The organism is Janthinobacterium sp. AD80, from assembly GCF_002878455.1.
Classification (GTDB): Bacteria; Pseudomonadota; Gammaproteobacteria; order Burkholderiales; family Burkholderiaceae_D; genus Janthinobacterium.
This window is the reverse complement of sequence record NZ_NRDQ01000096.1, coordinates 1-21675: the sequence shown is the minus strand read 5'-3', so window position 1 is coordinate 21675 and position 21675 is coordinate 1. Positions and strand designations below refer to the sequence as shown.

Sequence of the window (21675 nt, the reverse complement as noted above, 5' to 3'; positions counted from 1 at the left end):
AGGGCTGGGGTCTACCTTAAAACCGGTACTCCAGCCCTGCCACATACGTCCTCCCCCGCGCCGTACTCATCGGCGTATTGTCGTTCGACTGCGACGGCATCGAGTTCAGGCGGTTCAGCGCTTCCGAATAATTCTTGTCCATGGCGTTCTGCACCGACAGGCGCAGGAACAGGTTTTTCGTCACCTGCCAGCTGGCGTACAGGTCGATCACGGCCGGGATCTTCGGATTGTCCACCTTCGTCACTTCACCCGTCACCGCATCGGCTTCATTGTCCGGCGACAAGCGGCGGTTGGCGCCCGTGTGCTTGATGATGGCGCCGATCTCCATTTTATTGTCCAGCAAGCGCGTGCCCACGTCGAGATTGTAATACGTGCTGGGCAGCTCGCTGATGTCGGCGGCGCCAAACCACGCGCTGGCGATCGACGTCGGCTGGCTGGTCTTTTCCCGCGTATACGACAGGCGGGCAAAGGCCGGACCCAGCTGGTACTGCGCTTCCAGTTCCCAGCCGCGCGTGCGCACCGGCGTGGCCGAGTTAATGTAGATATACATATTCGTCACGTATTCATCGACCGTTTCCCAGTCCGTGGCGATCACTTCCGAAATATTGCACTTGCGCCCGTTATCGCAGACGAGGAAAGACTGGCTGGTGATATAGCCGTCGATCTTGCTCTTGAAATACAGGGCCTTGAAGTTCAGCGCGTCATTGGCGCTCAGCAAGCCGTGCAGGCTGGAATTCAAGCCCAGCTGATAGGTCGTCGCCTTCTCGCCCTTCAAAAACGGGTTCATCGAGGCCCCGCCATCGTTCGAGAAAAACACTTCCTGCGGATTCGGCCCACGCATGCTGCGCTCGGCACTGGCAAACGGCTGGAACCACGGCGTCACCTGGGCGGAAAGCAGCAGCGACGGGTTGATGCCGTGTTTCTTCAGCCCGATATGCGCCGCCCCTTGCGGGAAACATTTCACGCGCTCGTCGCAGGCCGGCTTGTAGCCCGTCAGCTCGAAACGCGTGGTGTTCAGGCCCGCGTTGACCTGGTAGATGCCGCGGTTGTATTGCAGGCCAGTGTACAGGCTGTCGATCTTTTGCTTGCCCGTGGGACCGAAGGTATTGTTTTCGATCGATTGCCGGTTGGCGTCCGGATTGTCGGGATCGTCGACCAGGCTTTCCACGTGCTTGCTGTATTGATTGCGCATCAGCTTGCCACCGAAGGTCACCAGCGCATCGCCGCCCGCCAGCTTGAAGCTGCTGGTGTTGTTGATATCGAACGCATCGGCGCGGTTGGCCGCGTTGGTGTTGACGAAGTTGGTCAGCGCTTCCGGCATGTATTTCTGCTTGCCACGGCTGCTGCTGGCCGTCACATTCAGGTCGATCAATTCCGAAAACGGCGTGTAGTGGTATTTCACATAGTAGTCATCGCTCCGGATATCGCGGCGCGTAAACGTATTGCGGTAATCGCGCGCCGACAATTCCAGCGCGTGGAAGTCGCTCAGTTTCATATCCAGCTTGAGCAATTGCGACTTGGGTTTCTGCTTGTAGTAACGGTTGTAGCCGAAGCCGAATTCCTCGCTGTCCGTGCCCTTGCCATTCTTGTAGTTGTTGCCGATCACGCTCGCGCTGGTGGCCGCCATGAAACCCACGCTGCCGCCGTCGAAGGCGGGGTTTTTCATGCCGACGGCCAGCATGGCGCTGCGCCCCACGCCATTATTACCGGCCGACATCTTCGTGCGCGCGCCGGTTTTTTCACCGACGAAGACCACGTCGTCGACGCCGATGGTGCGGAAATTGGCGCTGCCGCCCAGCGCGTTGACGCCATCGCCGCCGACCGCATTGCCGCGCGACACGTCCACGCCGATGATGAAATTCGGGTCGATCAGGGCGCCGAACTGGCTGCTGGGCACGCCCCCATGCGACACTTCCGATGGCGCGCTGCCATAGTAATTCTGCGTCACGCCATCGATCATGGTGTTGACCCGGCCAAAGCCGGACAGGCCGCGGATATTCACGCTGACGGCCCCTTGCGCCGGATCGATCTGGGTAAACGTGCCGGGCATGCCGCGCAGGATCTGGTCCACGCTCTGCAAGCGCGTCTCCGCGCCGCGCGCACTGACGGCGCCCGGTTTTTCCAGCGCCTGCTGTTCCACGGGAAGCGCTTCACCCGAGACATTCAGCGGCGAAAGTTCCACCTTGCCACTGTCCTGCGCCTGTTGCGCCCCGGCCTGCTGCGCCAGCAACGCCATGCAAACGCCCACGGCTTGCGCCATTTTCTTGATATGCATACACCCTCGTTTTGTTATGGATAGAATTTTTGAATGAAAAGCGATGGCATCCTCATGCCTTGTCCTGTCCCGGCTCCAGCTTGAACGAGACGGGCAAGGTGACGCTCACCGTGCCCTGGTGCAGAAGGTTGTCGGGCGGCGCCGGCAACGGTTGCGCGCGCTGCAGCACTTGCAGCGCTTCGCGGTCGAGCAGCACCGTGCCCGACGAGGTGATCAATTCGCTGGCCAGCAGCTTGCCGTCGCGGTCCACCTGGAAACGCACCCAGGCGGCGCCGGCCCGCTTGCGCTGGCGCGCGTCGCCCGGATAGCGCTTGAAGTGTGCCAGATGGCTGAGCACGCGGCTTTGCCAGCTGGCGGGCGCCGCGCTGGTCGACGGCGTGTCGCTATTGAATGGCGCTGCCTGCGGACCGCGCACGGCGGCAGGCGCCGGCGTGGCGCTGCTGCTGGCCTGCGCCGGTACGGAAGACTCTTTGGCCGCATCCTTGCCCGGCTCCGCCGATGGACTGGCCGCCTGTGCCTCTTTTTCCGCCGCCACGATCTCCGGCGCGGCGGCACGCGCCAGCACCGGCAAGGCTTCCTGGCGGACTGTGCTCTTTGGCGGGCGGGCCGCGCTGGAGGCGGCGACTGGCGCGCCCCACCGCTGCCGTTTGCCGCGTTTCCGGCGACATAGCTTGCGCGGCAAACACCAGCATCACGCTGGCGGCAGGGTGGGCGGGCGGCACGGCGGCGGGCTGCCAGCTGGCCCACAGCAGCAGCGCCAGCGCCGTGGCTGCCACCAGCGAAGTGGCGATGCCCCAGTTCAAGAGGGGACGCTGATTCATCCCCCCTCCCGGCCCACCAGGCCCACTCTCAGGTAACCGGCCTGGCGCAGGGTATCCATCACGCCCAGCACGTCTTCATACGCGGCCTGCTTGTCGGCCTGGAAAAACAGGGTGCGCTGGCGGTCGCCGCCCGTCTGTGCGTCGAGCAGGCTGCCCAGCTGCTCGCGCGCCACGGGCGCCTCGCCCAGGTACAGGCTATGGTCGGCCTTCAGGGAAACAAACAGCGGTTTGTCGGGGCGCGGTTCGGGCTTGGCGGTGGCGGCCGGCAAGTCGATCTTCAGGTCGACGGTGGCCAGCGGCGAGACCACCATGAAGATGATCAACAACACCAGCATCACGTCGATGAAGGGCGTGACATTGATCTCGCTCAGCTCAGGCATGTCGGCCGTGTCATCGTCCGATGCAGGAAAAAGGCTGGCCATGGCTCAAGCCTGCCCGCGCGTGTCGAGGTCGCGGCTGAGCATCAGCAGCACCTGCGCCGAGGCGGCGCGCAGCTGCGCCTTGTACTGGTTGATACCACGGCTGAGGACGTTATAGATGACGACGGCGGGAATCGCCGCCACCAGGCCCAGCGCCGTGGCCAGCAAGGCTTCCGCGATGCCGGGCGCGACTGTCGCCAAATTCGTGCTCTGGCTGACGGCGATGCCGATAAAGCTGTTCATGATGCCCCACACGGTGCCGAACAGGCCGACGAACGGCGCCACGGCGCCGATGCTGGCCAGCAAGCCTACGCCTTGCGTCATACCGCGCACCTGCTGCCCGATCAATTGTTCCTGGCGAAAACCGGCCCGCTCCTTGAGGGCCGCCGCCGGCGCGCTGGCGTGCGACAGGCGCAGTTCCTGCTGCACGTCGTCAAGCAGCTGCCGCGCCAGCGCCGTGCCGCCTGCGCCCTGCACTTTCGCTGCCGCGTCCTGCAAGGACGTGGCCGACTTCAGCATGGCGACGGCGTGCGTTGCCGCGCGCCGCGCCTTCAACAGGCTGGCGCCCTTTACCAGCAAGACCACCCAGGTGGCCAGCGCGGCGATCAATAAACCGACGAGCACGCTTTTGACGACCTGGTCGGCAGCGAAAAACATGCCCAGTGGTGACATGTCATGCGGCAATGCGGATGCTTGCGCGCCGGCATGGAAAAGGAAAAAAAACACGCCGCCAGCGGCGGCTTTGAGATGGTGGATAGGCATGGAAGCTTCAACAATCAACAGGCATGGCTGCGCCAACGGCGCGCACGCGCATGCAAAAAAATCGGACGAACTACCTGGCTGCTGTGGAGGAGCTTGCTGGGGGAGAGTGCCGGGCTGAACGCCCGGCGGAGGTCTGGCGAATTACTGGGCGCTGACGGCTGCTTCGGCGGCGGCTGCGGCAGATGCTACTGGCGGGGTGAACCACACGAAGTCCGCCTGCGGCGCGGCGACGGTGGCGCCCTGCTGCGCCAGCACCAGCACCAGCGGCGCCGGGCCGCCCGTCAGGTCCTGCACGTGCAGCGGCACGCCCAGATCCTTGTGCGCATGGTAGGCGCCAGCGATCAGCACGGCAGGCGCGGGTGCGGCCAGCAGGCGCTCGGCCATGCGTCGGTCGCGCTGCTGCTGCACCGACAGCATGGCGTCCAGGCGCGGCTCGTCGATCTGGTTGTCGTGCATGACGCGGATGATGTCTTTCAGCTTGGCATGCACCTTGCCATCGTTGGCCAGGTTCGAATGCTTGCCCTGCACGGCCGGCTTGTCGACAAATAGTTGCTTGATTTCGCTGCGGTCCAGGTTGGCCGACCAGACAGGGTACGGCGCGCGCATCACGGTCATGACCAGGTCGCCATATTGCTCCCACTTCCAGTTGCGCTGCCAGGCCAGCAGCTCGGCCACGTGTTCGGGACGCACCACGGGGTCCGTCTGCAGCCATGGCTTGACCTTGTCGACCTTGGCTTGCTGGTCCGGGTTCAGCATTTCCAGCAGCACGCTGCCTTGCGGACGCTGGGCCTGCAGCTGCTGCAGCAGCCATTGCTCGATCTGGTGATGGCTGAGCTGGTCATGCTGCTCGCCGATGATCACGCGCGGCGCGCCGGCCAGCTGGACCAGCAATTGCTCGGCAGTCACGCGCTGGCCGCTGCGCAGGTCGACGATCTCGCCCAGCTGGCGCACATCTTGCGCGCTGGCCGGCACGGCCGTCGTGGTGGCGGCACCAGTGGCGGCGCCTGTGGCAGGTGAGACGCTGTTGCAGGCGCTCAGCGCCAGCACGCAGGCGGGCAGCACGGCGGCAAGGGACAGGGGAAATTTCATGGGCATGGCCTTTCGGGTCAACGCTTCAGGTCAAAGCGCTTGTTGTTGCAAAAATACTCAGCCGGGCATTTTAATAGAAATGATTCTCATTTACAACCAGTACACGACGAAGTGAGAAGATTTTTTTACAACTGGTAAAAAATCAACGCAGGCAACGCCGGTGCAATCGCCGGGCGCAGAGTAGAATAAAAAAAAGGCTCTGTCATCGGCAAGTGGGGGGAAGGCCGGAATCTTCCTGTGTTCGCGTGGTCTGACTCTGCATATTCACCATGCACGGAGCCGATCATGTTGTCAGCCGAATGGACGATCTTTATCGCGCAGTTTTCCTGCCTGAGCGCACGCCAGCGTCAGGCCGGCATTACCCTGCTGCGTGGCAACGCGCCGCAGCAGGCAGCCATCACCCTGATCGAGGACGTGGCGCGCCAGCGCCTGGCCTGCCCAGCCTGCCATTCGGCGCATGTGCACCGGCATGGCCATGCGCACGGTTTGCAGCGCTACCGTTGCGTGCCCTGCGGCCGCACCTTCAATGCCTTGACGGGCACGCCGCTGGCGCGCCTGCGCCACAAGGCGCACTGGCTGGAATATGCCGACTGCCTGCTCGACTCGGTCTCGGTGCGCCGGGCGGCCAGCCGACTGGGCCTGCACCGCAACACCACGTTTCGCTGGCGCCACCGGTTTTTAAGCCTGGCAAAAACGGACCGGCCGCACTGCCTGCATGGCATTGCCGAGGCCGACGAGTTGTATGTGCTGGAATCGCAAAAGGGCGCGCGCACGATGACGCGTCCGGCACGCCGCCGCGGAGGCCACGCGACTTTGCGCGGCATGTCGCATGAACAAGTCTGCATCCTGGTGGCGCGCGACCGCACGGGACAAACCCTCGATTTCGTCACCGGCATGGGGGCCTTGACGAAGGCGCAGCTGCATCGCTGTTTGCCGCCCGTCATGGACCAGGATGTGCTGCTGGTTACGGATGGCCATGCGGCCTATGCCGCTTTTGCCCGCGAGGCGGGCATCAGCCATCAGGCCGTCAATCTGCGTGCCGGCATGCGCGTGCGGGGCGCGGCCCACGTGCAGAACGTCAACGCCTATCACAGCCGTCTCAGGCAATGGCTGCGTCCGTTTCATGGCGTGGCGACGCGCTACCTGCACCATTACCTGGGCTGGCGCTGGATACTCGATGCCAGGCGCATCCGCTCCCCGGAATCATTGCTGAAAGCCACGCTCGGTGATTTCCCACACCTGACGAGGACATAGCCAAAAAAAACGGAGGACATGCGTGAACCATACTGACCAGTTGGCGGCACTGAAAAAACCGCTGCCAGAATCACTTGCTGCCGTACTTTCCCTGATCTTTGCCGACCGCTTTTCCATGACGCAAGCCATGCGCGAACACCATGGCCGCGACGAGTCGAGCTATCCCCCCATGCTGCCGGACGCCGTCATCTTTGCCCATTCCACAGAGGAAGTGGCCGCCGCCGTCAAGCTGTGCAGCGCGCACGACGTGCCCATCATCGCCTACGGCAGCGGCACCTCGCTCGAAGGCCACGTGCTGGCCCTGCATGGCGGCGTGACGATTGACCTGTCGCAAATGAACGCCATGGTAGCCGTGCATAGTGAAGACTTGACAGCCACCGTGCAGGCCGGCGTGACGCGCAAGCAGCTCAACGAGGAAATCCGTGACACGGGCCTGTTCTTCCCCATCGACCCGGGCGCCAATGCCTCCCTGGGCGGCATGGCGGCCACGCGCGCCTCGGGCACCAACGCCGTGCGCTACGGCACCATGCGCGAAAACGTGCTGGCCCTGACGCTGGTGACAGCCGATGGCCGCATCATCAAGACGGGCACGCGGGCGAAAAAATCCTCGGCCGGCTACGACCTGACGCGCTTGTTCGTCGGCAGCGAAGGGACGCTTGGCATCATCACGGAAGTGACGGTGAAACTGTATCCGCTGCCAGAAGCGATCTCGGCCGCCGTGTGCTCATTCCCCGGCACGGGCGAGGCCGTCAATGCCGTGATCCAGACCATCCAGATGGGTATTCCCGTGGCGCGGGTCGAGTTCCTCGATGAGAACGGCGTGAAAGCCATCAATGCCTACGACAAGATGGCGCTGCCGGAACAACCCTTGTTACTGTTTGAATTCCACGGCACGCCGGCCGGCGTGGCCGAGCAGGCGCAGCTGGTGCAAGCCATTACGGCGGAACACGGTGCCAGCGATTTCGAATGGGCCAGCCGCCCGGAAGAGCGCTCGCGCCTGTGGGCTGCGCGCCACAACGCGTATTTCGCCCTGCTGCAGATGCGCCCGGGCAGCCGCGCCATTTCCACCGATTGCTGCGTGCCGATTTCGCGCCTGGCCGAATGCATCCTTGCCACCCAGGCCGACTGCGAAGCGCAGGGCCTGGTCTACGCCATCATCGGCCATGTAGGCGATGGCAACTTCCACGTGCAGATGCTGGTCGATCCCGACGACCCGGCCGACATCGCCCGCGCGGAAAAGGTCAACAGCGACATGGTCACGCGCGCCATCGGCATGGACGGCACCTGCACGGGCGAGCATGGCGTGGGCATGCACAAGATGGCTTTCCTGGTGGAAGAACATGGTGCAGACGCCATCGACACCATGCGCGCCGTCAAGCATGCGCTGGATCCGAAGAACATCATGAATCCGGGAAAGATCGTGCGCTGGTAATTGTGTAAAGCATGTCAAACACATGGTAGGGGCTTAGCCAGGCTGGCGCGCCCTTGTTTTTCATCGCTTGGCTCAAACCACTTAATGGTGTAATGTGGCGCGCTTAGCATTAAGTCAATTCCCTTCAGTATCAACGATGACAATCTCAAAAACCATTGCGGCCGCTATCTGGTTGTTCAGTATTACCTATTATTCCGTCTATACATTCCCGGACAAGCTGTTTCAAGGTTTTGATTTATCACGGGATTACTGGCTTTTACTGGCACAAGTCCTGTTGACTGCCCTGTTCGCCTGGAAAATAAGCGGATATCCATTTCAGGTGCCTTCGCTGGCCACCAAAGTGGATGCAAAGTGCGGCCCCGGCACCTATGCGAACTTCATCGCCGATGTAAAACCGTTATTGCTGTTTGGCGTCAGCGGTCTTGTATGCGGATCCAGCCATTTATTTCGATACTACCAGGGGCAGGATGGCCGCACACTGTTCCTTGCGGCTACCATGTTCAGTTCGGCAATAGCATTCCTTGTTTGCAGAATCATTCTGCAAAAGCGCGGGCTATTGATGGAAGCAAGGGACGATGCACGGCGCGCACCGGGCCTCTGACTCCCCCGTTCCGGGGTGAGCATTTAATCTAGCGCCATGCGCATCGGCACGAAAGCGATGCCGCCCGTTTCCACCCGAGGCCCCGTGGCAACAAAGCCCAGGCTTTGATACAGGGGCAAGGCATACGCCGAGGAATTGACGGTAAACGCCGTCACTTCGCCCTTGGCCAGGGACGCATCGCGCGCCGCCTGCCACAGCCGGCGCGCCATGCCGCGCCGGTGCAGGGCGCGCGGCACGAACATGTGGAACAGATGCGTGTTGTCGCGCATGGCCACCACGCCGGCCAGCTCGCCATCGATATGCGCGAGCTGGTAGGCGTAATTGGGCAGCGACAGATAGTTTTCGATGGCTGGCTGGCGGCAGTGCTCGATGAACGTTTCCGCCCCCGCGCCATCGGGGTGCAAGGTCAAAAAAGGCATCAGGTCGTCGATCAGGGCGACGATGGCGGGCGCGTCGGCGACCAGGGCGGGACGCAATGTTGGTTCGGGCAAGGTTGTCATGCGTAAATCATGCCATGCCATTCGCCATCCATACAACCCTCAACAGAAATCACGGCTGCTGGTGCGCAAGCGTCCCAGCAAATGCGACATGTCGACCAGGCGCTTGGCCACCAGGTTGCGCACGATGCCTTCCTGCTGCCACACGCCGTAGACGCCCAGCAGCGGCGCGCTCAGCACCTCGCGCCGCTGGCTTTCCACGAGGTCGGGCCAGACGATGACATTCACGGTGCCCGTCTCGTCTTCCAGGGTCATGAAGACCACGCCCTTGGCCGTGCCCGGACGCTGGCGCACGGTGACGATGCCGCAGGCGCGCGCCACTTGCCCGTTGGTATAGCAGCTCAGCGTGGAGGCGGGCAGGAAGCGCTGCGCCAGCAACTGCTTGCGCAGCAGCGCCAGCGGATGGCGTCCCAGGGTCAGGCCTTGCGCGCGGTAGTCGCTGACGATGCTCTCGCCTTCCGTGGGCGCGGCCAGCACGGGCATGTCTTCCTCGTGCGTGGTGGCGCGCAGCAAATCCTTCTCGGGCACGGCGCCGGCAGCCTGCCACAGCGCTTCGCGGCGGTTGCCGGCCAGCTTATGCAGGGCATTGCCTGCCGCCAGCACCTGCAAGTCATGGCGGTCCAGGCCGCCACGCCGCGCCAGGTCGGCCACATCGACAAAGGCGGCGATGGCGCGCGCATCCTCGATGCGCCGGGCCGCCTCGACGCGCATGCCATACAGGCTGTTCAAGCCCAGGCGCACGACGGGCGCAGCGCCCTGCTCTGCCGCTTCTTCCAGCGCCGCCTCCCAGCCGCTGGCGGCCACATCGACAGGCAGCACCTGCACGCCATGCCGGCGCGCATCCTGCACCAGTTGCGATGGACTGTAAAAACCCATGGGCTGGCTATTCAGCAAGGCGCACAAGAAGGCGGCCGGCTCGTGGCATTTCAGCCAGGAACTGGCATACGTCAGCAGCGCGAAACTGGCCGCATGCGATTCGGGAAAACCGTATTCGCCAAAGCCTTCGATCTGGCTGAAGATGGCGTCGGCAAACTTTCGCTCATACTGATTTTTGACCATCGTTTCGACAATGCGTTCCTTGTAATTATTCATGCCGCCCTTGCGTTTCCAGGCCGCCATGGCGCGCCGCAACTGGTCCGCTTCGCCGGGCGTGAAATCGGCGGCGATGATGGCGACCTGCATCACTTGTTCCTGGAAAATCGGGATGCCCAGGGTGCGCCCCAGCGCCTTTTCCAGCCCCTTTGGATAGTCGACAGGCTCCTTTTTCTGCCGCCGCTGCAAATACGGATGCACCATGCCGCCCTGGATGGGACCGGGGCGCACCAGCGCCACCTCGATGACGAGGTCGTAGAATTCACGCGGACGCAGCCGGGGCAGCATGCTCATCTGCGCACGCGATTCGATCTGGAACACGCCGATGGTGTCGGCCTGGCACATCATGTCGTAGGTGGCGCGGTCTTCCGCGGGAATATCCTGCAGGCGGAATTCCTCGCCGCGCCGCGCACTGACCAGTTCCAGGGCGCGGCGCAGGGCCGACAGCATGCCCAGCGCCAGCACGTCGACCTTCATCAGGCCCAGTTCTTCCAGGTCGTCCTTGTCCCACTCGATGACGCTGCGTTCGGCCATGGTGGCGTTTTCGATGGGCACAAGGCGAGAAAGCTTGCCCTGCGCAATGACGAAACCGCCCGGATGCTGCGACAGGTGGCGGGGAAAGCCCAGCAACTGCTGCGCCAGGCTGGCCCACTGCTGCGACAGCTCCGCTTCCGGGTCGAGTCCGCATTCGGCCAGGCGGTTCAGCAGATCGCGCTTGCCGTCGAACCAGTGGTGCGCCTTGCAGACCTTTTCCACGATGGCCAGGTCGATCCCCAGCGCCCGGCCACTGTCGCGCAAGGCGCTTTTCGGCCGGTAGCTGATCACCACAGCCGCCAGCGCGGCGCGGCGCCGGCCATATTTGGCGTAGATATATTGAATCACTTCCTCGCGCCGCTGGTGCTCGAAGTCGACGTCGATATCGGGCGGCTCGTTGCGCTCGCGCGACATGAAGCGCCCGACCAGCGAATTGCCGCGCGCCGGGTCCACTTCCGTGATGCCCAGGCAATAGCAGACGGCCGAATTGGCGGCCGAACCCCTGCCCTGGCACAGGATGTTTTGCGAACGCGCAAAACGCACGATGTCATACACAGTCAAAAAGTACGCTTCATACGACAGCTCGGCGATCAGCGCCAGTTCCTGTTCGATCTGCTCCTGCACATTGGCGGGTATGCCCAGCGGAAAACGCACGCGCGCGCCCGCATACGTTTCCTGCCGCAAATAAGTCGCTGGCGTGTGGCTATCCGGCACCAGTTCGTCGGGGTAGTCATAGCGCAAGCTATCGAGCGAAAAATTGCACATATCCGCGATGCGCAGGGTTTGCGCCAGCGCCTGCGGCGGGTACACATTGGCCAGGCGCAGCCGCGCACGCAGGTGCTGCTCCGCGTTTTGCGCCAGCGCATAACCGCACTCACCCACCGGTTTCCCCACGCGAATGGCGCACAGGGTGTCGAGCAGTGGTTTGCGCGAGCGCACGTGCATGCACACGTGACCCACGGCCACCACAGGCAAGCCCTGCGCCTGCGCCGCTTCCTGCACGGCGCCGCGGTGCGCGTCATCCTGTGCCCGCTGCAACAGATTCAATCCCACCCAGCTGCGCGCACTGCCAAAGGTGGCCGCCATCCACCGCGCCTGTGCGCCCAGCGTCTCCGGCTGGGCCGGATAGCTGGGCAGCAAGATCATCAGGCAGCCGGGCAAGCCCCGCAAATGGGCAAACTCGGACGATGGCGCGGTGAAATCGTCCGGCGTCAGCAAATAACGTCCCTTGGCCGCCCGCGTGCGCGCCATGGTGATCAGCTCCGACAAGTTGCCATAGCCTTCACGGTTCTGCACCAGCGCCAGCAGGGACAGCGCCGGGCGGCCATCGGCCTGCGTCAAATGAAAATGCGCGCCGATAATCAGCGGAAAATCGGCCCGCTTGGCCACCGCATGGGCACGCACCACGCCCGCCAGTGAACACTCGTCCGTGATGGCCAGCGCCCGATAGCCCAGCTGGACGGCACGCGCCACCAGTTCCTGCGCATGCGAGGCCCCATGCAAAAAGCTGAAGTTGCTCAGACAGTACAACTCAGCATACTCGGGTAAGACGGCGCCCCACATGATCTACCTCAATACTGTATATAAACACAGTACATTATACTCATCTGGAATGGGACTTCTCAGTTATGCTCATGTTTTACCTTGCACGCTAGCCACCATGATCGTCCATCTCCTGAAATGTTTCGGCGCCGAACCCGGCGGCGGCAATGCCGCGCTGGTCGTGGAAAACGACGGCGGCAGCGAAGCGGAGCGCCAGCGCTTCGCGCGTGAACGCCAGGTCAGCGCCTGTGTCTTCATCGACCGCCAGGCGGATGGCATGGTGGTGCTCGACTATTTTTATCCGCACACGCGCAGCCCGCTGTGCCTGCACGCCACCCTGGCGGCCGCGCATGTGCTGCTGACGCCGCCCGGTGCGCCGGCCACCTTGACGGTCACCACCGCCATGCGCGGGCAAGCCCTGCAACTGCTGCGCAGCGCGGAGGGACTGTTCATCAGCCTGGCGCCGCAGCCGGCGCCTGCCGTCACGGTGGAAAAATATGTGCCGTCGGAACTGATGGGCCAGCACATGCAGTTGCTGTCGCCCCCCGTGGTCGCTTCCGTCGGCAGCCCGAAGCTGCTGCTGGAAGTGGCCGACCGCACCACCTTGCGCGCGCTGCGGCCGAACCTGGAATTGATCGCCGACTGGAGCGCCCTGCACCAGGTCAGCGGCTGCTATGCGTATTGCCGCACGGGCAACAACACCTACGAAGGGCGCAATTTTAACCACCTCGACCCGGCGCAGGAAGACAGCGCCACGGGCGTGGCGGCAGGGGCGCTGGCATGGCATCTGCAACGCTCATTGAGCCTGCACCAGGGCCATGTGACGCAACAACCGTGTCTGATCGAAGTGCAATACAGCCGCGGGGAAATCCGCGTGGGCGGTATGGTGCAGGGCAGCACCTGAACGGGGCAGCGCGCACCAGCGCGAGGCAAGCCATCCATTGAGCAAAAGATAATCAACCAGGAAACAACAGTTACGGCAAATTTGTAATAACAAAACAAAGTATCGCTGGTGGATGATGAAATGATGGCACTAGAATCAAGTCACGAATCTTGCTCATCAGCCACTTGGAGATACTGCGTGCCGACACTCACCACCTTGCGTAAAGCAGTCCTTGCCAGCCTGTACGGCAGCGCCGCCGTGGCCGCCTTCAGCCCCGCCGCCATGGCGCAGAGCAACGACCCCGTGGCCACGGAAGGCCCCGTGCAAACGGTCAGCGTGGTCGGTTCGCGCCGTGTCGCCAGTTCCGCCACGGACACCATGGTGCCCGTCGACATCATCCCCATTTCCAAGGTGGCAGAGCAAGGCGGCCAGTTCGACCTGGCGCAATCGCTGCAATACATTTCGCCCTCGTTCAACTCCACGCGCCAAACGGGCGCCGATGGTGCCGACCTGATCGATTCGGCCGCCCTGCGCGGACTCGGCTCCGACCAGACCCTGGTGCTGGTGAACGGCAAGCGGCGCCACACAACGGCCCTCGTCAACCTGTTCGGCGCACGCAACCGCGGCAATACGGGCACGGACATGAATGCGATTCCCTTGCTGGCGATCAAGAACGTGCAAGTGCTGCGCGACGGCGCCGCCGCCCAGTACGGCTCGGACGCCATTGCCGGCGTGATCGACATCGAACTGAAGAAAAGCCTGGGCTGCGAAGCGGCGGCCGGCTACAGCCAGTATTCGGCAGGCGACGGCAAGAATTACCTGACCTCCGCCTACTGCGGCATCGCGCTGGGCGACAAGGGCACCCTTGCGATTACCGGCGAATACCTGGACCGGGGCCGCTCGAACCGGGCCGACGCGGACAGCATGCGCATCATCGGCGACACCAAGTCCAAGAACAAAACCCTGTACGTGAATGGCGACTACGCCACCAGCGGCACGGGCAAGCTGTACTTCACGGCGGGCGCGCAAACGCGCGACGCGTCCAGCGCCGCATTCGGCCGGGGCGGCATCGGCAGCGATGACATTCCATCGCGCAATTCGGCCGCCATGTATCCGGACGGCTTCGTACCTTTCATCAATGGCAAGATCGATGACCAGTACACCACCATCGGCCACCGCAGCCAGATCGGCGAATGGCATGCGGATTTCTCGCAAACCTATGGCTACAACAAGATGCGCTATGACATCAGCCATACCCTGAACGCCTCCATCGCCAACCTCGACCTGATGAACGGCGGCAAGGGCGTCAGCGCCAGCAGCTATGACGCGGGCGGCTTCTCGTTCCAGCAGCTGACCAGCAATGCCGATTTCAGCCGCTATTACGATACGGTGATGCGCGGCATAAACGTGGCCTTCGGCGCCGAATACCGCAGCGAGGAATACAAGATCATGGCCGGCGAAGCAGGCTCCTACATCGACGCCGACGGCGTCGGCGTGGGCGGCAACGCGGGCAGCCAGGGCTTCCCCGGCTTCCAGCCCGGCGACGCCACCAAGGCCAAACGCCACAGCATCGCCGCGTATGGCGACGTGGAACTGGACTGGACGGAGCGCCTGAAAACCCAGGCCGCCCTGCGCTATGAAAAATTCAGCGATTTCGGCTCCACCGTCACGGGCAAGCTGGCCGCCAGCTATAAAGTGGCGCCGAACGTGCTGCTGCGCGGTTCGGCCAGCACCGGTTTCCGCGCGCCATCGCTGCAGCAAGTGTATTTCTCATCCACCTTCACCGACTTCATCGGCGGCGTACCCACCGACGTGGTGCTGGCGCCGAATGGCGGCGCCGTCGCCAACGCGGCCGGCATTCCCAAGCTGAAAGAAGAAAAATCCACCAGTTTTACTTTTGGCACCACCTGGACGCCGACGCAAGCCATCTCCGTCACGGCCGACCTGTACAACATCAAGATCAAGGACCGCATCGTGCTGTCGGGCCGCTTCAATGCCGACAACTATCCGGACCTGGCGGCGCGCCTGGCCACGCTCGGCGTGGGCGAAGCGCAATTTTTCGTCAACTCCATCGACACGCGCACGCGTGGCCTGGATCTGACGGCGTCGCACAAGGGCGAGCTGGCCGGCAACCGCCTGAACACCTTCCTGGCCTTGAACCTGAGCAAAACGGAAGTGACGAAAGTCAAGACGCCGGACTCGCTGCAAGGCTATGAAGACGTGCTGCTGTCCGAGCGCGAACGCCTGTTCATCGAACAGGGCGGCCCGCGCGCCAAAGCCACCGTCGGCTTCGACTACATCACGGGCAAGCTGGAATCGGACTTGCGCATCATCTATTTCGGCCCGCAAACCCTGGGCACCTTCAGCGGCACGGCCGAAGGCGTACCGAACGCCCGCTACAAGGCCAAGACGTCCGCCGACCTGAGCTTCACCTACAGCATCAGCAAGAACACCAAGCTGACCTTTGGCGGCAACAACATCTTCAACGTCAAGCCCACCACGCAAAACGCGGATGAAACGGACAACGGTTTCAAATACGACAGCGTGCAGTTCGGCCTGAATGGCGCCTCGTACTTTGGCCGGCTGTGGGTGAAATTCTGATCCTGCCTATGGCATGACAACAGCGGCTGCGCCAATGCGGGCAGCCGCTGTTATTGTCAAGGCTCAGCAACCGAGCCGCGCAAGACGGTAGCGCATTTCACCGGCGATACCGGCATTGTCCGAGGCCGCGAACTCCCTGATAAGGTCGATGGCTTCCGGCGTGCCGATGCTGGCCAGCGCATGGCTGAACCATTTCGCAATGACCTCATCTTCAGAACACGTGTATTCGAGGAAATCAAAACCGCCTTCCAGCACGGCTCGAATGCAGGCCACGCTCGACGGGCTGGCCAGGTCTTGCATCTCGCGCGTGACTTCCTGGTGCACTGCGTGGCCAGGCATGAGCAGCAGATTGCCGAGCAGATCAGCCTTGGCCTCCGGATGCGCGACCGTCCTGGCCATCGCGAGCAAGGTGTACTGGGCCTCCCAATCAGATTCGGCAATCGTGGCCGCCATCCCGTCAAGAATATGGCGCTGGATGGTGGCCGGTGTGACGCCTGCCAGTTGGTAAAGCCTGGGCACGTCATGCATGTGATCGTCCAGTAGCTGGCGCAGTTCTTTATCCATACTAAAAATACCTGTCATTTATTCATTGCAATACCGGCGCGTGGCCGTGGCAGGTAATCGCTGTCAGCCCGCCAAAATTTCCTGCGCTTGCGCCGCCACGCCTTCCAGCCGTTCGCCGGCTGTCGGGCTACCGGCCATGCGTGCAAGTTCAGCGCCGAGGGCGGAGGCCAGTTCCGGCGACTGGCGCACGATGCCGGCCAGGATGAAATACTTCCACACATCGTCAGCGGTGGCGAAAATCGGCTTGACCTGGAGCGCAAGACGGGCGCCCTGCGCCGCCAGAAAGGGACGCAAGACAGCGGCAACGGGCCAGTTGCTGTCTTGCATCCATTCCAGCATCTGTGGCGCGACACATTCCACCTGTTGCCAGCCCAGCGCGACAAGCGCCGCGGCCGTATCGGTATCATGTTTGTCACGCGGCAGCAGTGGCTGCAGGGCAGTCTTCATAGTGATGTGTCGGTTCCTGGCTGGCAAGCGCCACGCACCTGCCAACAGCGCAATTTGATGTCAGCCCAACAGCAAGAACTGGGCAAGATCCGGGGTCAGACCCGGCGGGTCTGACCCCGGCTTCTTTCCGCTGGCTTGAACCCTTCTGCCAGCAGGCATCCTCCACAGCGTTTGCCCTTGTTTAGACTTCGCACCCCGCCAGCGCCGCGATTTCCTTCTGCATGTTCTCGATCGCCCGCTCGTTGTACTGGTTGGCAAAGTACGCATCGCCAAACAGCTGCCCTGCCTGCGCCTTGCCGCACAGGTGACGCAGGGCCAGGCCACGCTGCTGATTGAAGCGCACGGCGTCCACATGCGCGTATTCACGGCCGATCGCTTGCGTGTAGGCTTGGTAGACTTCGTCATCCTGGCCCAGGATGGCCAGGTCGGCGCTGAGCATGGCATCCTTCAGCGCGTGGCTGATGCCGGGTCCCTGGAAGTGGTCGGTGGCGCGTATCAGTTGCGCCACATCAAGGTTGTCGCCCGCGTCGAGGCCGCTGGCCAGCCACAGCTGCGCACTCGCCTCTTCGCTGGAATACAGCGCATCTTCGTCGTGGCTGTAGACGGCGTCGTGAAACCAGAACGCCTTTTTCACCAGTGCGCTGTCGCGTTTGGGCGCATAGGTATTGTCGGCCCACACGCGGATCTCGGACAGGCCATGCACCAGATGGTCGAGGTTGTGATAGTGGCGGTCGCTGCCGCCATACGCCTGCGGCCCCGTCAGGTGCGCGAACCAGTGGTCAAACAGCGTGATGTCGGCTTCGGACGCGGTGGCGTAATTCCACAGCGCTTCCCACTCCTTGCGCAGGCAGTCGAGTATCCACGCCTGGTAGGCGGGGCCGGGGACGAATTTCTTCATGGTCCAGTTCCAGCCGACCGGTCCTTCCAGCGCCTTGACGAAGCTGGAGCTGACGGAGCCGAGGTCGCGCGGCGGCATGACGAAGATGGTCTTGGCGCCCTGCAGCACGTCCACATTGGTTTGCTGGATCAGGTTTTCATAGTCGAAATCAGCCGTCGTGCGGATGCCGCGGATCAGGTAGTCGCAGCCATGCTTTTTCGCCGCGCGCGCCGTGTAGTCGCCCTTGACGATGACCACCTGCACATTGTCCCAGCCGCACTCGCGCGCGCTCTGCTCGATGATGCGCTTGCGGTCCTCGGCGGGAAACTGCGGCTTCTTGGCGGGGTTTTGCGACAGGAAAACAATCACCTCGTCGGCGAGCGAACGCGCTTCGCCGATCACCCACATATGGCCGTTGGTGATGGGGTCGAGGGTGCCTGAAAAGCCGATCTTCTGCATGCTGCGCTCCGTTTGCTTGAATGCTTATTGCGCAGACAATATAGGCCAGCGGCGCGCGCGTCAATGCAACATGCCAAAGATTGTGATCAAAACATTATTTTTTCACGGCTTGCGGGAATTCCACGCGCACGCACAGGCCGCCCAGGCGCTCGGATTTGTCCAGCACCAGGCGCGCGCCATGGCGCTCGGCGATGGCCTTGATGATGGCCAGGCCCAGACCGCTGCCGTTGGCGTCCGTGCCGGGCACGCGGTAGAAGCGGCTGAAGACGCGCTCGCGCTCCTCGGGCGGGATGCCGGGGCCGCTGTCTTCCACCGACAAGGTCACGCCGACAGGCGTGGCACGCAGGTCGATATCCACCGTGCCTCCCTGCGGCGTGTACTTGATGGCGTTGTCGACCAGGTTGCGCAGCATGATGTTGAGCGCGTCGGCCTGGCCGGCCACCTTGGCGGGGTCCATGTGATGCAGGCCCAGGTCGATCTTGCGTGCCTGCGCGATGCCGGCCATGTCGCCCAGCGCGCGCTTGACGACATCGTTCAAGTCCACCGCCTGCAGCTGGTCGCCGCTGGCGGCGCTGGCTTCCTGACGCGCCAGCACCAGCAGCTGCTCGACCAGGCGCGTGGCCCGCTCGATGCCGGCGCTGACGCGACTGATTGCCAGGCTGCGCTTTTCTTCCGATTCGGCCCGCTCCAGGCTCAGCACCTGCAGTTTCAGTGCCGCCAGCGGCGTGCGCAGTTCATGCGCGGCGTCGGCGACGAAATGCTGCTGCGCGTCGAACGCCGTCTTGACGCGCCCGAACAGCAGGTTCAATTCATGCACCAGCGGCCGCACTTCGTCGGGCAGGCCCGCTTCCGAGACGGGCGACAAATCGTCCGCCTGGCGTGCCGCCACCTGCTTGCGCACGCGCGAGACGGGCGCCAGCGACCCGCTGACCACCCACCACACCACCAGCATCAGGATAGGCGCCATCAGCGCGATCGGCCCCACCGTGCGCAGCGCCAGGCTGCCGGCCATGCGCTTGCGCACGGCCATGTCCTGGGCGATCTGCACGGTCTGGGAACTGGTTTGCACGGAAAAGATGCGGTAGGTGGTGCCGTTGGCTTTTACATTCGAAAAGCCCAGCACGGCGCGCTGCGGCAGTTCCGCGCGCGTGATCGAACGGAAGACCTGCACGCCGTCCGGCGTCCACACCTGCACCACCATGTCGTTGTTGACGGGGTCGGCCGGCAAGGCTTGCGCATGGTTGGCCAGCGGCGCGCCGGAGCGCAGCGACAGGGCCATCTGCTGCATGTGATAGTCAAAAATCTGGTCGGCGTCGTACAAGGCGCTGCGGTAGGCGATCGAGGCTTGCGCCAGGGCCGCCATGATGATGGCCGCCAGCAAAAACCACAGCAGGCGGCCGCGCAGCGAGTGCGTCACCGTGACCTTCATCCTCATGCCTTGGGCACCATGTAGCCGAGGCCGCGCACGTTCTGGATCAGGTCGCTGCCCAGCTTCTTGCGCAAGCCGTGGATATACACTTCCACCGCATTGCTGTTGACTTCATCCTTCCAGCTGTACAGCTTTTCTTCCAGCTGCGCGCGCGACAGCACGATGCCGGGACGCGCGATCAAGGCTTCCAGCACGGCCCATTCGCGCGCCGACAGGTTGACCGGATGGCCGTCGGCGATCACTTCGCGCGTCAGCGGATTGATGGACACGCCCTGGTGTTCGAAAATCGGTTCCGGCCGCCCCGAGGCGCGCCGCAGCAGGGCACGGATGCGCGCCAGCAGTTCGTCGAGGTCATACGGTTTCAGCACATAATCGTCGGCGCCCGCGTCCAGGCCGGCGATGCGCTGCTCGACGGCGTCGCGCGCCGTGGCCACCAGCACCGGCGTGTCGAGTTTGCGCAAGCGCATCGAGCGCAGCACGTCAAGGCCATCCTTGCGCGGCAAGCCCAGATCCAGCAGCACCAGGTCGTAGGTCTGCGTCTGCAGGGCCGTATCGGCCATGTCGCCGTCCTTGACCCAGTCCACCGCGTAATGCTCGGCGCGCAGCAGATCGAGCACCACCTCGCCGATCATCGTATCGTCTTCTACCAGCAATAGCCGCATGGCTGCTCCTTGTTCTATTTTTCACCCCAAAGGCGAAAAACCGGGGTCGACCCCTGAGGGTTCGACCCCAGCATCTGGCCTTGGGTTTGCTTCTTCATTAACCCAAACGCACGGGAATGAAAATCTTGTCCGGTCCCCGCTGGATCAGCAAGGCCACCGACTTGGCGGATTTTTCCACCACGTCGCGCACTTGCTCGACGGTGTTGACGGGACGGCCGTTCACCGACAATAACACGTCGCCCGGCTGCACTCCGGCATTCGCCGCCGCGCCGCCCGCGTCTTCCACCAGCAGGCCGGCACTGATGCCCGCCTCGCGTTTTTCATCCGATTGTAACGGACGCAGGGCCAGTCCCAGTTTTACCTTGCCGGCGGCGCCATCGCTTTTCGCCACTTCGGCCACCTTGTCGGCGGCATTGCCCAAGGTTGCCGACAGGCTGACGATCTTGCCATCACGCCAGACATCCATGCTGATTTTATCGCCAGGCAAGGAAGTGCCCACCAGCGCCGGCAAGTCGGCCGAGGCGATGATGCGCTGGCCATTCACCTTGCGCACCACGTCGCCGGACTTCAGGCCCGCCTTGTCGGCCGGGCTGCCCCGTTCGACGTTGGCCACCAGCGCACCTTCCGGCGTGGCCAGCTTGAACGAGTCGGCAAAGCCCTGGTTGACTTCCTGCACCGTCACGCCCAGCTTGGCGTGGCTGGCCTTGCCCGTGGCCACGATCTGGTCCTTGATACGGCCGGCCAGATCGATCGGGATGGCAAACGACAGGCCCTGGAAGCCGCCCGTCTGGCTGTAGATCTGCGAATTGATGCCCACCACTTCGCCGCGCGTGTTGAACAGTGGGCCGCCCGAGTTGCCTGGGTTCACCGCCACATCCGTCTGGATGAACGGCACATTGCTGTCGTCCGGCAGGGAACGGCCCTTGGCGCTGACCACGCCGGCCGTCACGGTGCTGTCGAAGCCATACGGCGAACCGATGGCCAGCACCCACTCGCCCACTTTCAGGTCGCTCGAATGGCCGAGCGGCACGATGGGCAGGTTGTTGGCGTCGATCTTCAAGACGGCGATATCGGTCTTCGGATCGGTGCCCAGCACCTTGGCGCGGAATTCGCGGCGGTCGTTCAGCTTGACGGTCACTTCACGCGCATCGCGCACCACGTGGGCGTTGGTCATGATGATGCCGTCGGGACTGACGATGAAGCCGGAGCCGAGGCCGTGCGTAGGCACGTCGCGGCCGCCGCGCTGCCCGCCTTGCGGACCCTGGAAGCGGCGGAAGAATTCGAAGAAGGGATCGTTGCCGAAGTCATCGTTGCCAGCCTGGGCCGATGGGTCGTAGGCCACCTTGGTGCTGCCCGTGACGCTGATGTTGACGACGGCCGGGCTGTTGCGCGCGGCGATCTGGCTGAAGTCGGGCAAGGCCACCAGTGGCGCGGC

Annotated in this window: 18 protein-coding genes; 5 read left to right on the top strand and 13 right to left on the bottom strand. The window is 63.3% G+C overall.

The window, feature by feature from the left end:
- Positions 1–16 precede the first annotated feature (16 nt).
- The 5 genes from JaAD80_RS18595 to JaAD80_RS18570 all read right to left on the bottom strand — a co-directional run bounded on the left by JaAD80_RS18595 (position 17) and on the right by JaAD80_RS18570 (position 5366).
- Positions 17–2275, bottom strand: coding sequence for a TonB-dependent receptor domain-containing protein (locus JaAD80_RS18595; protein ID WP_102296205.1), 2259 nt, complete (start codon positions 2273–2275; stop codon positions 17–19).
- 52 nt (positions 2276–2327) lie between these two features.
- Positions 2328–2840: an energy transducer TonB gene (locus tag JaAD80_RS18590; protein WP_180979471.1), complete on the bottom strand. Its 513-nt coding sequence runs from the start codon at positions 2838–2840 to the stop codon at positions 2328–2330.
- 252 nt (positions 2841–3092) lie between these two features.
- A complete protein-coding gene (gene exbD / locus JaAD80_RS18580; protein WP_102296199.1) occupies positions 3093–3518 on the bottom strand; it encodes a TonB system transport protein ExbD in 426 nt (141 codons plus the stop codon).
- Between the two features lie 3 nt (positions 3519–3521).
- Complete coding sequence (exbB, locus tag JaAD80_RS18575) at positions 3522–4187, bottom strand: tonB-system energizer ExbB (RefSeq protein ID WP_308410622.1); 666 nt, start codon at positions 4185–4187, stop codon at positions 3522–3524.
- Positions 4188–4418: 231 nt separating this feature from the next.
- Positions 4419–5366, bottom strand: a complete 948-nt coding sequence (locus JaAD80_RS18570) for a ChaN family lipoprotein (protein WP_102296197.1) — start codon at positions 5364–5366, stop codon at positions 4419–4421.
- A gap of 285 nt (positions 5367–5651) precedes the next feature.
- On the opposite strand from JaAD80_RS18570, the gene JaAD80_RS18565 reads away from it, so the two are divergent.
- The 3 genes from JaAD80_RS18565 (at position 5652) to JaAD80_RS18555 (ending at position 8653) form a co-directional block, all read left to right on the top strand.
- Positions 5652–6620: an IS1595 family transposase gene (locus JaAD80_RS18565; protein WP_102296196.1), complete on the top strand. Its 969-nt coding sequence runs from the start codon at positions 5652–5654 to the stop codon at positions 6618–6620.
- A 22-nt stretch (positions 6621–6642) separates the two neighbouring features.
- Positions 6643–8052 carry an FAD-binding oxidoreductase gene (locus JaAD80_RS18560; RefSeq protein ID WP_258003078.1) on the top strand — a complete coding sequence of 470 codons (1410 nt, stop codon included), beginning with the start codon at positions 6643–6645 and terminating at the stop codon, positions 8050–8052.
- Between the two features lie 136 nt (positions 8053–8188).
- A complete protein-coding gene (locus tag JaAD80_RS18555; protein ID WP_102296194.1) occupies positions 8189–8653 on the top strand; it encodes a hypothetical protein in 465 nt (154 codons plus the stop codon).
- A 23-nt stretch (positions 8654–8676) separates the two neighbouring features.
- Here the strand turns inward: JaAD80_RS18555 and JaAD80_RS18550 are convergent, their stop codons facing one another.
- Both JaAD80_RS18550 and JaAD80_RS18545 read right to left on the bottom strand, forming a co-directional pair.
- The gene (locus JaAD80_RS18550) at positions 8677–9153 is read right to left on the bottom strand and encodes a GNAT family N-acetyltransferase (RefSeq protein WP_258003077.1); all 477 of its coding nucleotides are present in this window, start codon (positions 9151–9153) and stop codon (positions 8677–8679) included.
- A 39-nt stretch (positions 9154–9192) separates the two neighbouring features.
- The gene (locus JaAD80_RS18545; protein WP_102296192.1) at positions 9193–12339 is read right to left on the bottom strand and encodes an error-prone DNA polymerase; all 3147 of its coding nucleotides are present in this window, start codon (positions 12337–12339) and stop codon (positions 9193–9195) included.
- Positions 12340–12436: 97 nt separating this feature from the next.
- Here JaAD80_RS18545 and JaAD80_RS18540 point away from each other — a divergent pair, with 97 nt between their 5' ends.
- The gene (locus JaAD80_RS18540; RefSeq protein WP_102296190.1) at positions 12437–13222 is read left to right on the top strand and encodes a PhzF family phenazine biosynthesis protein; all 786 of its coding nucleotides are present in this window, start codon (positions 12437–12439) and stop codon (positions 13220–13222) included.
- 177 nt (positions 13223–13399) lie between these two features.
- On the top strand, positions 13400–15802 hold the full coding sequence (locus JaAD80_RS18535) for a TonB-dependent siderophore receptor (protein ID WP_102296189.1): 2403 nt from the start codon (positions 13400–13402) through the stop codon (positions 15800–15802).
- A 63-nt stretch (positions 15803–15865) separates the two neighbouring features.
- Here the strand turns inward: JaAD80_RS18535 and JaAD80_RS18530 are convergent, their stop codons facing one another.
- The 6 genes from JaAD80_RS18530 to JaAD80_RS18505 all read right to left on the bottom strand — a co-directional run.
- Positions 15866–16366: a hypothetical protein gene (locus JaAD80_RS18530; RefSeq protein ID WP_219726850.1), complete on the bottom strand. Its 501-nt coding sequence runs from the start codon at positions 16364–16366 to the stop codon at positions 15866–15868.
- A 63-nt stretch (positions 16367–16429) separates the two neighbouring features.
- Positions 16430–16813, bottom strand: coding sequence for a DUF5071 domain-containing protein (locus tag JaAD80_RS18525; protein WP_102296187.1), 384 nt, complete (start codon positions 16811–16813; stop codon positions 16430–16432).
- Between the two features lie 181 nt (positions 16814–16994).
- Positions 16995–18149: a pantetheine-phosphate adenylyltransferase gene (gene coaD, locus JaAD80_RS18520; protein WP_102296185.1), complete on the bottom strand. Its 1155-nt coding sequence runs from the start codon at positions 18147–18149 to the stop codon at positions 16995–16997.
- 94 nt (positions 18150–18243) lie between these two features.
- On the bottom strand, positions 18244–19578 hold the full coding sequence (locus tag JaAD80_RS18515) for an ATP-binding protein (protein ID WP_102296183.1): 1335 nt from the start codon (positions 19576–19578) through the stop codon (positions 18244–18246).
- 2 nt (positions 19579–19580) lie between these two features.
- Positions 19581–20240: a response regulator transcription factor gene (locus JaAD80_RS18510; protein WP_071322464.1), complete on the bottom strand. Its 660-nt coding sequence runs from the start codon at positions 20238–20240 to the stop codon at positions 19581–19583.
- Between the two features lie 97 nt (positions 20241–20337).
- A partial coding sequence (locus tag JaAD80_RS18505) for a Do family serine endopeptidase (RefSeq protein WP_102296182.1) occupies positions 20338–21675 on the bottom strand: 1338 nt, incomplete at its 5' end.

Bases quoted from the DNA above. Each gene is read 5' to 3' on its own strand.
- JaAD80_RS18595 (WP_102296205.1), bottom strand. From the start codon at position 2,275: ATGCATATCAAGAAAATGGCGCAAGCCGTGGGCGTTTGCATGGCGTTG.
- exbD (WP_102296199.1), bottom strand. From the start codon at position 3,518: ATGGCCAGCCTTTTTCCTGCATCGGACGATGACACGGCCGACATGCCT.
- exbB (WP_308410622.1), bottom strand. From the start codon at position 4,187: ATGTCACCACTGGGCATGTTTTTCGCTGCCGACCAGGTCGTCAAAAGC.
- JaAD80_RS18570 (WP_102296197.1), bottom strand. From the start codon at position 5,366: ATGAAATTTCCCCTGTCCCTTGCCGCCGTGCTGCCCGCCTGCGTGCTG.
- JaAD80_RS18565 (WP_102296196.1), top strand. From the start codon at position 5,652: ATGTTGTCAGCCGAATGGACGATCTTTATCGCGCAGTTTTCCTGCCTG.
- JaAD80_RS18555 (WP_102296194.1), top strand. From the start codon at position 8,189: ATGACAATCTCAAAAACCATTGCGGCCGCTATCTGGTTGTTCAGTATT.
- JaAD80_RS18550 (WP_258003077.1), bottom strand. From the start codon at position 9,153: ATGACAACCTTGCCCGAACCAACATTGCGTCCCGCCCTGGTCGCCGAC.
- JaAD80_RS18545 (WP_102296192.1), bottom strand. From the start codon at position 12,339: ATGTGGGGCGCCGTCTTACCCGAGTATGCTGAGTTGTACTGTCTGAGC.
- JaAD80_RS18540 (WP_102296190.1), top strand. From the start codon at position 12,437: ATGATCGTCCATCTCCTGAAATGTTTCGGCGCCGAACCCGGCGGCGGC.
- JaAD80_RS18530 (WP_219726850.1), bottom strand. From the start codon at position 16,366: ATGGATAAAGAACTGCGCCAGCTACTGGACGATCACATGCATGACGTG.
- JaAD80_RS18525 (WP_102296187.1), bottom strand. From the start codon at position 16,813: ATGAAGACTGCCCTGCAGCCACTGCTGCCGCGTGACAAACATGATACC.
- coaD (WP_102296185.1), bottom strand. From the start codon at position 18,149: ATGCAGAAGATCGGCTTTTCAGGCACCCTCGACCCCATCACCAACGGC.
- JaAD80_RS18515 (WP_102296183.1), bottom strand. From the start codon at position 19,578: ATGAAGGTCACGGTGACGCACTCGCTGCGCGGCCGCCTGCTGTGGTTT.
- JaAD80_RS18510 (WP_071322464.1), bottom strand. From the start codon at position 20,240: ATGCGGCTATTGCTGGTAGAAGACGATACGATGATCGGCGAGGTGGTG.